The following is a 14,093-nucleotide window of genomic DNA, read 5'->3' as shown; positions in this document are numbered from 1 at the left end:
TAGCGCACCAGCTCCGTGCGGCTGCTGGTGCCCGTCTTGTTCAAGAGGCGGGTGACGTATTTTTCCACATTGCGCACGCTGGTCTGCAGTTGCTTGGCGATCTCCTTGTTCATCAACCCCTCCGCCACCTTCTCCAACACCTGCTGTTCTCGTGGCGTCAGCTCTACCTTGATGGGTGGAGGCAAGGGGGTAGGGGCAGAGGGCTGTGGAGGAGGAGCGGCAGCCAGGGTACGCTCCGACAACAGGGCGCGAATCGAGGCCAGCTCGCGGGCCACTACCTCCGAGGGGCTGGCCGCGCGGGAGCGCTCGATGAGATTGGAGACAATGGCCACCAGCTCCTCCGGGTCGAATGGCTTGGGCAAGTAGGCATCGACGCCGGCCCGGTAGCCCTGGATGCGGTCGGCGGTCATCCCTTTGGCGGTGAGGAATACCACCGGCAGATGGCTGTAGGGCTCGAGTTTTCGCAATTGCGCCAACAATTGGTAGCCATCCATGCCCGGCATCATGATGTCAGAGATGATTAGCTGGGGCTGGGCCGTGCTGAGCAGTTGCAGAGCCTGTTGGGCGTTGGCAGCCGGGATCACCTCGAAGCCGCTGTCCTCGAGGTAGGCTTGCACCGCTTCCCGCAGGCCCGGCTCGTCATCCACCAGCAGGATGCGGGCCGACTTGCCAGTGGCGGTTTCGGGCTTGGCGTGGTCAGAAGGGGCCATTGTACAACTCCTGGCTAGCTTTCAAGGTTTTGCAGAGGTTTAACCTCTAGGAGGCTTGGGGCAAGCGGAGGCGGAAGCAGGAGCCCTGGGGGGAACTTTCCACCTGGAGATCTCCTCCCATTTGGGTAGCCAAGTCGCGGCTGATGGCCAACCCCAGACCCTGCCCGGGCTTGGTGAGATCGGCGCGAAAAAACGGATCGAAAATGCGCTCCAGGTTTTCAGGATGGATGCCGGGGCCGCTGTCACAGACGGCAATCCACACCTCCTGCCGAGCAGGTTCGTTGGCCTCTTCCTCTGCAGGCCTAACCTCCACCCTAAGCTGGATGGTGCCTGGCGGAGGGGTATATTTGCAGGCGTTGTCGATGAGGTTGTCCAACACCTGGCGCAGAGCCCGGGGATCCGCCTGAACTGGGGGCAGCGAGGAGGGCAAAACGGCTTGGAAGCGATGCCCCTGGGTCTCTGCCAGGGCTTGGTAGAGAGGGATCCACTCCTGGAGCAAGTCAGTTAGGGCGAGGGGTCGGAGCTGCAGGGGGCCTGGAACTCCATCCAGGCGCTCGAACTCGCCCAGCAAGTCTTGCAGGCGCTTACACTCTTTTTCGATACTGAGCCCAATCCAGTGGTTGCGATCTTCAGGGGGCAAGTGCTTTTGCAGCAGCTTGGCCAGCATGTTCAAGGTCGTGATTGGGTTGCGCATCTGGTGGATGAGGGTGGAAAGCTGCTGAACAGGCAGCGTGATCCTTTCCCCTGGGCTGGCAGCCCTGGCCCTGCAGGCAGGCTCAGGCTCTGGCTGGGGCTGGGCAACTTTTTTTCTTGCTGGCATGGATCCCCCCTCTCGGCTCTCCTGGGGCACATAAATGGATCCTAGCCCTATCTCCTCGAGCCTGGGATCCGGACTAGAGCTGGCGGGGTAAGTAGATGTTGAGAATTTCCCCTTGCCGAGCCCGGTGGCGCACAGTGAGATAGCCCCCCAAGGCCCGGAACAGGGTTTGGGCCACTGGCAGGCTGAGGCTAATGGCCCCAGTGTCTGGCTGCACCACCAGCAACTGGCCAATTGCTTGAGGGGACTTGAGTTCCAAGCTAGAGGTGTCACTCCCCTCGGGGGTGTTTACCTGAAACTGCAGCTTCACCAGCTCGCCAGCGCTGAGCAATTGGGCGCGGATGTGGCTGCCAGCGGGGGTACTGCGGGCCAGGCGGTCGATGATTCCAAATAGCACCGCTTCCAGGGCCTTGGGATCGCTGACCACATCGGGCAGCTCGGCAGGGATCTCCAACTCCAAGCGGGATCCCCGCCGCTCTACCTGGTCTTGCCAGCGCGGCAGGTTTTGCCGCACCAGATCCACCAGCGCAATCGGCTCCAGTTGCAGTCGGCGCCCCTCCCCTTTCCCAGCAGGGGGCATCACTGTCTCAGTGGCTTGGAAAAAGAGGCTGAAGCGGTTGATTTGCTCGGTACATTCGCGGTCAATCTTTTCCACGTATTCCCGCACCCGCGGTGGCAGGTCCTGCTGCTTCAGGATGAGACTGGCCAGGGTGCGGATGGTGCTGAGGGGAGTCTGGATCTCGTGGATGAGAGCTCGCAATAGCTCCGCCTCCGAGAGGCTGCTCTGGGAGCTTGGCGCGGTAGGGATGCGGGCGTCTGCTTCCACAGCGGAAGGGGGCTTCTGCGACTTTTCTTTGGGTCGGGCTGCCCGGCTTTCCCCTTCGGTTCTGGCGGGAGGCAGGCGGGCGGGCGGGGATCCCGCCTCAGCGAGTGAACCCAGCAAGAGGAAGCTGCTAAAGCGAGCCAGCACCCGCCCAGGAGGCTTGGTCAGGGGGTAGTGGAGAGCCAGCTCCCGCCAAGCGGCTAGCTGCTCGGGTTTGCTCTGCTGCACCCGTTCCTCCAAGTTCTGCCAGGCCCGCCGCACCACTTCCGGCTCGAAAGAGAGCATCATTCCCCTTTGGCGGGTGTGGGGGTGGTACCCCTGGACGGCTATCACGGCAAAAGCAGGCGTAAGCAGCAGCAGAAATGGCTCCTCCACCAGCGGATCCTGGGGCAAGAGAGGGATCACGGTGTGGCCAGGAGCTGGGATAGACTCCGGCGGCAAATTCGGCGTAAACAGCCAAGGGGCCTCCCGCGCAAGCTCTCCGGGGCGGCATGGCAACGCCTCCAGGGACGGCGGATCCCCTATCATCCAAAAAGGCCACCAGGGTACCGGCCCGCCGATAACCACGCCAAATTGACCCACCTCCTGCCATAGCCGCAGCAACGCAGCCACTGCCTGCTGCCAGACGCGCCCCCCTGCCCCCGGCAACCATTCTGGCAGGGGCAGCTCAGCCCAAAGGGCCTCCAGCAGGGACAGAAATCGGCGGCTGTTCACGGATCCCTCTGCTCCCACCCCTCCCCTGGTAGAGTAGCGGTTGCCATGCCCCTCAGACAGCGGAAAACCTCACCTTTAGCGGGGTGGATCCCCGCCTTAGCCAGTTCGCCCATCGGGAAGCGTGGCTCCACGCAAGTTGGCCCCCTTGAGGTTGGCCGTGCTCAGATCGGCGCGCGTGAGGAGGGCGTTGCTGAGATCAGCATTTTCTAGGTTGGTGCGACCCAAGTAGGCGTCCACAAGGTTGGCAGACCGCAGATCAGCTCCAGCCAGATTGGCTCGACTCAGATCCGCCCGCGCCAGCTTGGCCGAGCACAGACAGGCAGCAGAAAGATCGGCCCCCTCTAGAGTTGCTTCGCTAAGGTTGGCCTCTGCCAAGTTGGCCTGGCTAAGCTTCGCCTCCTTCAAATTGGCCTTTCCCATCTGCGCCCCTTGCAAGTTTGCGCCTAAACAGCAAACCTCCCTTAGGTCAGCGTTGCTGAGGATGGCTCCCTGCAAACAGGCTTGCTGCAGGTTGGCCCCCTGCAAGTGCGCCCCAACTAGACTAGCCTCTTTGAGGTTGGCCCTGCTGAGATTGGCCCGCGTCAGATCTGCTCCCGATAGGTTGGCCCCCCTAAGATCGGCGCGGCTGAGGTTGGCGCTGCGCAACACCGCCCCTCGGCGGCTCTCGTAGCGGAGATTGGCTCCACGCAGGCAAGCCCCCTCCAGGTTGGCGCTGGTCAAGTCGGCCCAGCGGAGATCGGCATCGATGAGGTTGGCGTCAATCAACAGGGCCAGCCTCAGGTTGGCCCGGTGCAAGTCCGCCCCTTGCAAGGTGGCACCGTGCAGTTGAGCGTCCCTGAGATCTGCCTCGCTCAAGTCGGCCTGGTTGAGGTTGGCTCCACTGAGGTCGGCTCCCACCAGGTTGGCTTTGCTTAGCTTGGCTCGCCCCAAGTAGGCAAAGATGAAGCTGGCTCTCTGCAGGTTGGCCTGGGAGAGGTCTATCCCAATTAAATCGGCTCGGCTGAGGTCAAGGGCGGCCAGGTTCTCGCCTACGAAGGAAGTGCACCCCCCTCGGTACAGCCGGAGCAGATCTTTAGCATCCATGGCAAGCCTACCCGCTCCTAGCAGCCATTTTAAGAGGTCCGACTCTCAGGCCAGGCCAAACAGACGGCGCTCCGCCTCCTCCATGCGCGCTAGGAAGGTGGTGAACTTGGCGGAGATTGCCTCGATTTCCTGCAAAAAGGCGCGCAAGGTCTGGTACTTGAGAACTAGGGCCTCCTCGAGAGGATGGCTCTGCAACTGCTCCTCTAAGGCTTGTCCCAACTCGCTCAGAGCATTTTCAATGGCGGCTTTGAGCGTGCCACTGCTGCGCCGCACCAAGCGCATGACCTCCTGCTGCAGGTGAGGCTTCTGCTGGGCCAGATCGCTATTGGCCAGCACCTGCCGCAGGGCCGCATAGGGATCTCCTGGCTGAGGTGGCGTCTCGACCCCTTCTTCTGTCGGCCTTAACAAGCGCCACTCGGATTGCTCCAGTTTTTCAAGGATCCCTCTAAACAAGGCGGCGGATCCCTCAAAGTCTTTGAGAAAGCCGCGCAGCACCTGGTGCTTGAGGGTGAGGTATTGGGCTGGATCCTCATCCTGCAGGATCTCGTCCAGGGCATTGCCCAAGTCGCTTAGGGTGTTCTCGAGGGTAACCATCAGGGATCCGGCGCTGCGCTGCAGCAGTTGGCGGCAGGGTTCTGGGAGCTCTTGGGCTGCGATGGCAGGAGGGCCAGCTAGGGAAAGTTCCGGCTCCAGCCAGCTCATGCCACTGGACTCCACCCCCCCAGCCGCACTTTCCCCTTTTAGCCAGTCGAGATCAGCAGTGGGGGTTTCGGCAGCCAGCCCCCCGCCGGCAACCGTTTCTAGGGGCACATAAGCGTAGAGGGGCTGCAACATCTGCAGCAGGGCATTGGCTGCCTGGGCATCTTGCTCAGGTTCCTGGAGTTGCCGCACCGCCTGCTGCAGCCGCGCCTCCAGCTCCTGGGGGGAGTTGCAGGCTTCGTAGAGGGCCTTGAGCAATTCGTCGAGGCTATAGCGCCTCAGGGTCGCCAACCCTTGCCCTGTGGGCTCTAGCTTGTGGTACAGAGCTGTAAACAGAACCAGCTTGGCCCGCAACGGACTGGTCTGCTGCATCAGCCCAGCCCGCAGCTCAAACGGATCGTAGGCTTGCTTGCGCAGGTGTAGGCCGCCGTACTCCAGCGGAGGATCCTCCCTGGCTGAGCTGCTGGGATCCCTTTGGGTTAGCTGAGAAGGCTGGTAGAGGGGCTGGAGCTTGCTCAGCAGCAGTTTGGCGACGCGGGCGTACTCGGCCTTTTTGTTAAGGCAATGGATGGCGTCGCGAAAACGCTGGCCCAGGTCCTCAAGGGTCGCATGCTCACGGCAGAGCTGCTCCAACAGGGCCCTTAGCTCCTCCTCGCTCAGCTTGCTGGCGTCGTTGGTCCAAGTGCGGGTGCAAGTGAAGTAAACCAGCTTTTTCACCCGGTCTGCATACCCGCCCTGCTGCACCGCCTGCACAACAAGGCCAAGGGGATCCGAGAGAGCCATAAGAGCTGCTACGCGAGAGCTTTAGGCTTAGGCTGTTTCTGGAGGAGCATGGCCCAAGAGGTACCACCATCATCACATCATGAAGCCAGCGGCGGAGACAATAACCTTGGCTGCGGCAGAGGCTGCCTCAATCCTCCTGCCAGTCGAGTTCGGGATTGGTTAGGATCTGACGGCTCTGCTTGCGGCAGGGAAAGTGATGTCTTTCCCCGCTTGGCTTGAAACTTGCCGCTTGCGCTTCCTGGAGTTCGTGTAAAAGCTGCAGGTAGAACGCTCGCCGCTCCCAGTCCAGCTCCCGCAGCCCACAACCCGGCTCCCGATCGTGCAGGCAATCGCGAAACTGGCAGGTGCCCAGTCGCTCCCGCACCTCCGGAAAGCAGTGGATTAGCTGCTGAGGCGAAACCGGCGGGATCCCTTCGCCAGCATTGAACCCCGGCGAATCGGCAATCCAACCGCCTTCTGGCAGAGGGAACAGCTCCACGTGGCGGGTGGTGTGCCGCCCCTGGCGCAGCTTCTCTGACACCGCTTGGGTGGCCAGCTGAACACCTGGCAGCAGCCGGTTGAGCAAGCTGGACTTGCCTACCCCCGAGGGGCCGGCTACCACGGAGATCTGATCCCGACAACGACGGCGGAGCTCGGGGATCCCGGCCTCAGTCAGGGCACTGACCAACAGCGGCTCATACCCCCACCGCTGCGAACGCTGTCGCCACTCCTCGGCTACCGCCGCTTCGACACAGTCACACTTGTTGAACACCACCTGAATCCGCAGGTGGCTGGCCTCTGCTTGTACCAGCAGACGGCTGAGGGCGTCGGGGTCGGGCTCCGGATCTGCCAGAGCCACCACCACCAGGACCTGGGTCACGTTGGCAATGGCCGGCCGCGACAGATGAATTCGCCGTGGCAGAATGGCCTCAATCGCCCCCCGCTCTGGCCAAAGAGGAGCAGCCACTGGGGGCAGGCTAACCTCCACCCAGTCTCCCACCATCACCTGCTGCCCCCCTTTTTTGAGCTTGGCCCGCGCTGTGCAGAGGAGCTCTGCCGGCAGCGGCTTTTGGGCGGGGAAATGCCCCTCGATCTCGGGAAAGAGGGCAGCCAGCTCGGGATCGATGCGCACGCGATAAAAGTTGGCCTGGGCAGCTCGCACCCAGCCGGTGCAAGTGGATCCCTGCCCCTCCCTCTGGTGGCTCATGCCAAGTTCCCACGGCGTACCCAGAGGATGTAATATCCCTCGGGCGCCGCTTGTTGCCCTTCAATGGAATGGCCCGCCATCGTCAAGCTCTTGGGCACCTGCTCCAGGGGCTCCCCTGCATCCAGCCACAGCTCCAGCAGCTCCCCTGGGGCCATGCGTTCTAGGCGCAACTTAGCGCGCACGTAGTTGAGCGGACAGGGGATCCCGCGCTGATCCAGAACCAGCTTTACGTCTTGGGGGGGAACTGCCTCTGCCATCATTCCTCCTCCCGCTCCCGATGGCCAGGCCTTTGGGCTAGCCCACGCAACAGCCCGCTCAAGAAGCCATCCCGCTTGTTGGTGCGTTCTCCATGCAGCTCAGCCAAGCGTAGGAGCAACTCTCGCTCTTCTGCGCTGAGGCGGGTGGGGATCTCCACCACCAGCGTGACTTTGTGGTCACCCCGCACCGCTGGGTTGCCAAGACGCGGCACCCCCTTGCCCTCCAAAACCAGCACCGTGCCTGGCTGGGATCCAGGGGGGATGACTAGCTCCGTTTCTTCCTCTAGGCCGGCTTTTGAGTCTACCGTGGGCACTGAGACTTTGGCTCCCAAGATAGCTTGCAGGTAGCTCACCCGCACCTCGGAGAGAATGGTGAGGCCATCCCGCTGGAAGTCGGGATCCGGCTCGACCGACAGGTAGACATAGAGATCTCCTGGCGGGCCGCCACGCCGACCGGCGTCTCCTTCGCCTGCAACCCGCAAACGGGTGCCGCTGTCCACGCCGGCAGGGATGTTGATGCGCAGCTTCTTGGTAGTCTGGATCACTCCCTCTCCGTTGCAGTGGGAGCAGGGCTCCTCCAGCACCTGGCCGCTTCCTCCGCAGGTGGGACAAGTGGAGACCTGGGTAAAACTGCCAAAGGGCGTTCGGGTGGCCCGTCGCACCTGGCCAATGCCGCCACAAGTGGGACAGGCTTTCATACCCCTGCCCGGTTTAGCGCCGCTGCCCCCGCAGACAGGACAGGTTTCCAGGTGGCTGATGCGGATTTGCTTTTCGCCCCCGAAGATGGCTTCAAGAAACTCCAGCTTCAGGTCAAAACGCAAATCATCCCCCCGTACCGGCCCTTGGCGGCTACGGGCATAGCCGATCCCTGCTCCGGCAAAATTGGTGAAAAAGCTCTCAAACAGGTCAGCAAAACTGCCAATTCCACCGAAATCCTGGAACCCACTGGCTGCTGCTGCTCCGCTTAGCCCTGCCTCGCCATAGCGATCGTAGCGGGCCCTTAGCTCGTCATCGGAGAGCACCTCATAGGCGCGGTTGATCTCCTTGAAGCGATCCTCAGCCCCTGGCTCCTTGTTGACATCGGGGTGGTACTTGCGAGCTAGCCGGCGATAGGCGCGCTTAATCTCCTCCTTGGAGCTACCCCGGCTAACCCCCAAGATTTCGTAGTAGTCGCGGGCCATAGAAACGCTTCAGAAAAAGAAAGCTCAAACTCGCTGAAGACACAACTGGCTAGACGACCTAACGGCAACTTTGCTCAGCAAGGGCCATAAATCTCGCTCCCCATCTCCAGGAGCACTGCCCTCAGCTCTTCCATTGCCTTCTGCAAAGTCGCTAAGTCTACGTTATCATCTGACAGCAGTGCCCTCAATGTGCCCGCTGCCTGGGCCCCCCGCTGGCGGCAGGCCTCACTGAGGCGGCTGGCATGGTCCTGCAGTGTCTTTTCGTAGTTGTAGAGCAGGCTGTCTGACTGGTTGCGGGCTTCCGCCAACTGGCGCCGGCGGCGATCTTCTTCCGCGTAGAGTTCCGCCTCCCGGCGCATCCGCTCAATCTCACTGCTGCTGAGGCCGCCGTGGTTGGTGATCGTGATGCTTTGCTCAAGCCCTGTTCTCTTCTCGCGGGCTGAGACCTTGAGGATACCGTTGGCATCGATATCAAACGAGACTTCAATCTGGGGCACTCCGCGAGGGGCTGGCGGGATCCCAGTTAGCTGAAAACGGCCCAAGGTCTTGTTATCCTTAGCCATGGCCCGCTCCCCCTGCAGGACGTGAATTTCCACCATTGTCTGGCCGTCAGTGGCTGTGGAGAAGATCTGGGTTTTGCTGGTGGGAATGGTGGTGTTGCGCTCGATGATGCGGGTGAACACCCCCCCCAAGGTTTCCACGCCAATGGAGAGGGGGATCACGTCCAGCAGGAGCAGGTCTTTGACCTCTCCGTCCAACACGCCTGCCTGGATGGCTGCGCCAAGGGCCACTGCCTCGTCGGGGTTGACAGAGCGATCTGGATTTTTTTTGAAGATTTGCCGAATTTTCGCCTGAACAGCCGGGATCCGCGTCGATCCTCCCACCAGCAGCACGCGGTCGATGTCCTCCGGGGAGAGGCCTGCATCCTGCAGGGCCTGGAAAGTAGGCTCGACGGTGGCCTCTACCAGATCTCGCACCAGCTCTTCGAACTGGGCGCGGGTTAGCTCCACTTCCAGGTGCTTGGGCCCAGAGTCGTCGGCGGCGATAAAAGGCAAATTGATCAAGGTAACCTGGGTGCTGGAGAGCTCGATTTTGGCTTTCTCCGCCGCCTCCCGCATCCGCTGTAGGGCCATGCGATCTTGAGAAAGGTCGATCCCTTCCGTCTCGAGAAACTGACGGATGAGCCAATCCACAATTCGCTGGTCGAAGTCATCCCCGCCCAAGTGGTTGTTGCCAGCAGTCGCTTTTACCTCGAACACGCCGCCGCCCACCTGCAACACAGAGACATCGAAGGTACCCCCACCCAGGTCGAAGACCAAGATGCGCAGATCCTGATCCTGCTTGTCTAGCCCGTAGGCGAGAGCTGCCGCTGTCGGCTCGTTGATGATGCGCAGCACCTCCAGCCCCGCGATAGTACCGGCATCTTTGGTAGCCTGGCGCTGGGCATCCGTGAAGTAGGCAGGGACGGTAATCACGGCCTGGGTCACTGGCTCCCCTAGGTAGGCCTCCGCGTCGGCCTTTAGCTTTTGCAGGATCATGGCGGAGATCTCCTGGGGGGTGTAGGCGCGATCCTGTGCCACCACCTCCACCATGTTGTCCCGGCCAGGGATCACCTTGTAGGGAACCCGCCTCCGCTCTTCTTCGGTCTCAGCAAAGGTGCGGCCAATAAAGCGTTTGATGCTGTAGATGGTGTTTTCGGCATTGGTGACGGCCTGGCGCTTGGCCAGTTGTCCCACCAAGCGGACATTGTTCTTGGCAAAGCCGACGATGCTAGGGGTGGTGCGCCCTCCCTCAGCATTGGTAATCACCACGGGCTGACCCCCCTCCAAGACTGCCACACAGCTGTTGGTAGTCCCTAGGTCAATCCCGACAACCTTCCCCATAGCCCCTTTTCCCGCGCATCAAACGCCATCCCACTGAATCATTCTGCCCAGAGTCCCCCAGAAACCTTCAGGTGGTGCTTTCACCTTCACTGTAGCTCTCTGAAGGGGGTTAGGCTCTACTGGTCAAGGTTCATGGAAGCAGTTTTGCTAGGGACTGGGAGCAGTTTGGGAAGCATCAGGGGTATCTTCAGCGCTGGGTTGAGGGTTGGCCCCCTCGCTTGGCGAAGAAGGCTCAGGGCTAGGACTGCCCGCAGAGACAGCTACCATGGCATGGCGAATCACCACATCGCCCAGCTTGTAGCCTGGCCGATATTCGGCAACTATCACATCTTCGGGGTACTCACTGCTGGGTTGGCGGGCTATGGCTTCGTGCAGGCTGGGATCGAAGGGCTGGCCCACTGATTTCATGCGGGATACGCCCATTTTTTTCAAAGACTCCACCAGTAGGCGATAGACGCTCTGGTAACTGTTGTGCAGTTCCCGCTCGCGCTCAGTCTCGATCCTTAACTGCTGCTGGGCCCGCTCAAAGCTATCTACAACCGGCAGGATCTCCAGCACAAATCGCCGTCGTTCCCTTTGGCTAAGCTCCTCCTGTTCTCGCTGAGTACGCTTCCGGTAGTTCTCAAAGTCAGCGTAAAGGCGTATGTAGGAGTCTTCTTTCTCTTTCAGTTTCTGGCGCGTTATTTCCAACTCCTGCTGGAGCTGCCTGAGAGTCTCGTTGAGATCTGGAGAAGCCTCGCTAGGGGAGGTGCCGACCTCTGCTTCACGGTCTTCCAAAATGAGCTTCTCCAGCTCTGCTTCCACGTTGATTTCTTCTTCCTGGAGCTCAGGATAGGTCTCTTCTGGGGGCATCGGTTGCTTTTCTTCAGCAGTCATAAGGACAAGCACCAAGCAGTAGCCACAACTGCCGAGTTTGGCGCCTCAGAACCACTGCTGTACTCAGCCAAACCAGGCTCTATGCTGATCGTATTCTACCGGCTGCTCTAGCGGCCAGTTGTGGCGTTGGTGGCTCTAGCCCACCAGCAGACTCTCCTGGGATCGATTCAAGCTCTGGGGAAAGTAGATCTCGGCCAAGTTGGGGATGAGGTGCCAGTTGTGGCTGTAGATGGGCTGGAGGGGGGAATGGGTGCGGATGTGGCGAGCGAGAAAATCGCGGATGCTCTCGGCAGAGATCCAGAGCATTTGGGCTTCCTGGAACATGCTGTAGCCACCGCCTCCACCGGCGCGGTAGTGGTTGATGGCTAGGCGAAAGGTTTGCTCCGGTTGCACCGGCTGGCCGCGAAATTGCAAGCTGACCAGGCGCTCGCCCACGGGCCGAGTGAGGTCAAAGCAATAGTGGATACCGTGGTAGAGGTCGAAGGTGTAGCCGCGAGCCTCGGGGGCGACGACAGCCTTGGGATCGGCTGGCAGGTGCTTGGGATCCAACTGGCGAAAATACCCAGCCGTCTGCTCAAGAGCGCGCCGCAGAATGTCGCCGGTGATCTCCAGAAGGCAGAGGGTGTTGTCGTAGACGGTGAGGCTGTAGGCGTCTTGCAGGAAGATGGGGCCTGCCGCCAACCCCGCATTGCTACAGATGTTAACCAGAGAGAGCTCCGCCGAGAGGCCGGCCTCCCGCACCGCCTGCAGTTGGGCCTGATGCAGCAGCTCCGCTAGAGGATTGGCTCCCAAACGGGCTGCCAGCCCGCCGCGATAGGCACAGCAGGCATAGCCAATAGGCTGGCGGATGTAGCGCAAGGTAGCTTGGTGGTAGGGCTCGGTGAGGGCTAGGAATTGGGGATCGGCCGGGATCCCTTCTGCCGCCAGCAACTGGGCGGTTTTGCGAACCACTTGCCAGCCACTGCCGTGGCGCTCCAGCTCTAGGGAAACTTGGGAAAGGTGGCTACCCCAGTAGCCGGGCTGGACAACCAGGGCCTTAGCTCCCCCTAAGCCCGCAATGGTCTGATGGGTATGGCCGGAAAGGATGACATCGATGCCCTCAAGCTGGGCCAAAGCCAGCAGCTCGTTTTCTCCTGCCAGACTCTTGTTGCTCACCCAGCCGGAGCGCTCCAGGCTAAGCCAGGCCTCGGGGGTGCGCAGAGGGGGCAACCGGTCAGGGCCGCTGTGCAAAATCAGCACCAGCACGTCCACCTGAGGCCGCAGCAGCGACAGGTAGTGCTGGGTCGTTTCCAGCAGGGGGGCAAAGCGCAGCCCTGCGATGTAGTCGGGACGCTCCCAGGTGTCGATGCGGGGAGTGGTCAGCCCCAACAGGCCAACGCGGATCCCGCCCACTTCCCGGATGACGTAGGGTTGGAAGAGGGGATCCCCGTTGTGGCGGAGAATATTGGCGCAGAGGGTGGGACAGCGGAGGTCGGCGGCGAAATCCTGCAGCACCTGCAGCCCAAAGTTGAAGTCGTGATTGCCTGGCGTGAAGGCATCGTAGCCAAGGGCGTTGAGAGCCTGGGCTATGGGGTGAGGAGAGGCCCGCTCCACCTGGGCGTAGTAGGTGCCTAAGGGGGATCCCTGAATGGTGTCGCCGCTATCAATGAGCAACACCGGGTCTTGGCTGCTAGCCCGCACCTCCTTGATCAGGGTGGCTACCTTAGCTAGGCCGTGCTCTGCAGGGCTCCCGGTAAAGTAGTTCCAGGGATGCAGGTTGGCGTGGAGATCGGAGGTGTGGAGAATTATTAACCTCATTCCACTATCCTAACGGCAGCCAACAGCTCACCTCAGCAAAAACAGCACTTGTACGCAGCCAACCAGAAATCCCAGCAGCCCTCCTAAGTTGACGATGGCCTGCAGTTCCTGACGCACAATTTGCTGAATGGCCTGCTCCAGCTCAGCAGGGGAAGTGGCGTTAACTTTGTCAGCAATCACCTGATCCAAGTTCAACACGGGGATCACCTGCATCATGAGAGATTCTAAGTCGCGCTCCAAGTGGCGCTCCAGGATCAAGGCGAGATCAGCACTGATCTGGTCAATGGAGGCCATCACAGCCTTGGAGCTGCGCAGCCGCCCCAACACCAAGCTGGCTACCTTTTCCCAGTCAATACTCTCTCCCAAGCTGCGAATGGCATCGGCTCCCTGGGAGCGCAGGTAGTCTTGGATCCCGTCGCGCAGGGTGCGGCGCAACTGGCGCACAGCAGAAAGGGGCAGGTTTTGCAGCGAGAGGTTCTGCAAGAGCTCTGTCAGGCGGCGCGAAGCGTTGAGGTCTTTGAGCAGATCCGCCAAGAGGGCTTCTGCACCTTCCGGATCTTCCAGGCAATAGGCGCGCAGACGCAGCAGGGCGTTTTTGAGGCCAAACAAGTTGGCTACCACCCAGTAGGAGCCGGTGGCCCGCTCGCGAAACTCTTCATCCAAGGCTTCGATGTTGCGATCGGTAAGAAAGTCCACTAGGTTCTGCCGCAGCACCTTTGGGGGCAGCGCCTGGTTCAGGATCCACTCCGAAAGCTGCCGGGCCTGCTCCGCATTGAGGCGCAGTTCCAGCAGCACCTGGTCGAACAGTTGGTTAATTGGCCCCTCCAAAAAGGTTTCCTGACGGGCAAGCACCTTCACCAGGCGAGGCAGCGACTCGTTAAACAGATCCGCCAGGATGCGAGCTAGCACTTGCGCCGTTTGCTGTTGGTGCTGGGGATCCTGCAGCCGATCCAAAGCCACCCCCAGCAGCCAGCGGATCCCTGCTTGCATGCGCTCGGTTTGCAGCAGCTTGCGAGCCAAGTTGTGCAGCTCCTCCGGCGTAAGCAGGGATCCCATAATGGTCTTGGCAATCTGCTTGGCCAGGCGGGGCTGATTCTGCGGGATCAGGCCGGGGGTAAAGGGAATGCGCCAGCCGAAGACCCGGTAGGGGCGATAGGGCCGGAAGAGCATCTTGATGGCGATGTCGTTGGTGAAGTAGCCGATCACCAGCCCGGCCAAGGGGGGCACAACGTAGGTCCAGACGGCCATGGGGCAAACTAGGGGCTCTTCTCTACTCTACCGACC

12 protein-coding genes are annotated in these 14,093 nt (G+C 61.0%); all 12 read right to left on the bottom strand.

The annotated features are described in order from the left end of the window. Window positions 1-710, bottom strand: a 710-nt coding sequence (locus NW814_RS10045) for a response regulator (protein WP_414406194.1), incomplete at its 3' end; no start/stop codon positions are given. 46 nt (window positions 711-756) lie between these two features. Continuing rightward, a complete protein-coding gene (locus NW814_RS10040) occupies window positions 757-1,530 on the bottom strand; it encodes a sensor histidine kinase (RefSeq protein WP_414406193.1) in 774 nt (257 codons plus the stop codon). A gap of 73 nt (window positions 1,531-1,603) precedes the next feature. Then, the gene (locus tag NW814_RS10035) at window positions 1,604-3,064 is read right to left on the bottom strand and encodes a sensor histidine kinase (RefSeq protein ID WP_414406192.1); all 1,461 of its coding nucleotides are present in this window, start codon (window positions 3,062-3,064) and stop codon (window positions 1,604-1,606) included. A 96-nt stretch (window positions 3,065-3,160) separates the two neighbouring features. Next, window positions 3,161-4,147 carry a pentapeptide repeat-containing protein gene (locus NW814_RS10030; RefSeq protein WP_414406191.1) on the bottom strand — a complete coding sequence of 329 codons (987 nt, stop codon included), beginning with the start codon at window positions 4,145-4,147 and terminating at the stop codon, window positions 3,161-3,163. 45 nt (window positions 4,148-4,192) lie between these two features. Next, window positions 4,193-5,629 carry a hypothetical protein gene (locus NW814_RS10025; protein WP_414406190.1) on the bottom strand — a complete coding sequence of 479 codons (1,437 nt, stop codon included), beginning with the start codon at window positions 5,627-5,629 and terminating at the stop codon, window positions 4,193-4,195. A 127-nt stretch (window positions 5,630-5,756) separates the two neighbouring features. Beyond that, the gene (gene rsgA / locus NW814_RS10020; protein WP_414406189.1) at window positions 5,757-6,815 is read right to left on the bottom strand and encodes a ribosome small subunit-dependent GTPase A; all 1,059 of its coding nucleotides are present in this window, start codon (window positions 6,813-6,815) and stop codon (window positions 5,757-5,759) included. Beyond that, window positions 6,812-7,075 carry a sulfurtransferase TusA family protein gene (locus tag NW814_RS10015; RefSeq protein ID WP_414406188.1) on the bottom strand — a complete coding sequence of 88 codons (264 nt, stop codon included), beginning with the start codon at window positions 7,073-7,075 and terminating at the stop codon, window positions 6,812-6,814. Before NW814_RS10015 ends, rsgA begins: the two co-directional genes overlap by 4 nt. Continuing rightward, window positions 7,072-8,253, bottom strand: coding sequence for a molecular chaperone DnaJ (gene dnaJ, locus NW814_RS10010; RefSeq protein ID WP_414406187.1), 1,182 nt, complete (start codon window positions 8,251-8,253; stop codon window positions 7,072-7,074). Before dnaJ ends, NW814_RS10015 begins: the two co-directional genes overlap by 4 nt. A 74-nt stretch (window positions 8,254-8,327) precedes the next feature. Then, entirely contained in the window at window positions 8,328-10,136 is a 1,809-nt protein-coding gene (gene dnaK / locus NW814_RS10005; protein ID WP_414406186.1) for a molecular chaperone DnaK, read from the bottom strand. A gap of 147 nt (window positions 10,137-10,283) precedes the next feature. After that, window positions 10,284-11,012: a nucleotide exchange factor GrpE gene (gene grpE / locus NW814_RS10000; protein ID WP_414406185.1), complete on the bottom strand. Its 729-nt coding sequence runs from the start codon at window positions 11,010-11,012 to the stop codon at window positions 10,284-10,286. 135 nt (window positions 11,013-11,147) lie between these two features. Next, the gene (locus tag NW814_RS09995) at window positions 11,148-12,809 is read right to left on the bottom strand and encodes a bifunctional metallophosphatase/5'-nucleotidase (protein ID WP_414406184.1); all 1,662 of its coding nucleotides are present in this window, start codon (window positions 12,807-12,809) and stop codon (window positions 11,148-11,150) included. Between the two features lie 27 nt (window positions 12,810-12,836). Then, complete coding sequence (locus tag NW814_RS09990; protein ID WP_414406183.1) at window positions 12,837-14,057, bottom strand: DUF445 domain-containing protein; 1,221 nt, start codon at window positions 14,055-14,057, stop codon at window positions 12,837-12,839. Window positions 14,058-14,093 lie beyond the last annotated feature (36 nt).

The sequence above is a fragment of the Synechococcus sp. R65.1 genome (genome assembly GCF_047461755.1).
GTDB lineage: Bacteria > Cyanobacteriota > Cyanobacteriia > Thermostichales > Thermostichaceae > Thermostichus.
This window is presented reverse-complemented; position numbering and strand designations above follow the sequence as displayed.

What these genes read in the sequence shown, in the direction of transcription:
- NW814_RS10025 (WP_414406190.1), bottom strand. Translation starts at nt 5,629, where the DNA reads ATGGCTCTCTCGGATCCCCTTGGCCTTGTTGTGCAGGCGGTGCAGCAG.
- NW814_RS10030 (WP_414406191.1), bottom strand. Translation starts at nt 4,147, where the DNA reads ATGGATGCTAAAGATCTGCTCCGGCTGTACCGAGGGGGGTGCACTTCC.
- NW814_RS10040 (WP_414406193.1), bottom strand. Translation starts at nt 1,530, where the DNA reads ATGCCAGCAAGAAAAAAAGTTGCCCAGCCCCAGCCAGAGCCTGAGCCT.
- rsgA (WP_414406189.1), bottom strand. Translation starts at nt 6,815, where the DNA reads ATGAGCCACCAGAGGGAGGGGCAGGGATCCACTTGCACCGGCTGGGTG.
- dnaJ (WP_414406187.1), bottom strand. Translation starts at nt 8,253, where the DNA reads ATGGCCCGCGACTACTACGAAATCTTGGGGGTTAGCCGGGGTAGCTCC.
- NW814_RS09995 (WP_414406184.1), bottom strand. Translation starts at nt 12,809, where the DNA reads ATGAGGTTAATAATTCTCCACACCTCCGATCTCCACGCCAACCTGCAT.
- dnaK (WP_414406186.1), bottom strand. Translation starts at nt 10,136, where the DNA reads ATGGGGAAGGTTGTCGGGATTGACCTAGGGACTACCAACAGCTGTGTG.
- NW814_RS09990 (WP_414406183.1), bottom strand. Translation starts at nt 14,057, where the DNA reads ATGGCCGTCTGGACCTACGTTGTGCCCCCCTTGGCCGGGCTGGTGATC.
- grpE (WP_414406185.1), bottom strand. Translation starts at nt 11,012, where the DNA reads ATGACTGCTGAAGAAAAGCAACCGATGCCCCCAGAAGAGACCTATCCT.
- NW814_RS10015 (WP_414406188.1), bottom strand. Translation starts at nt 7,075, where the DNA reads ATGATGGCAGAGGCAGTTCCCCCCCAAGACGTAAAGCTGGTTCTGGAT.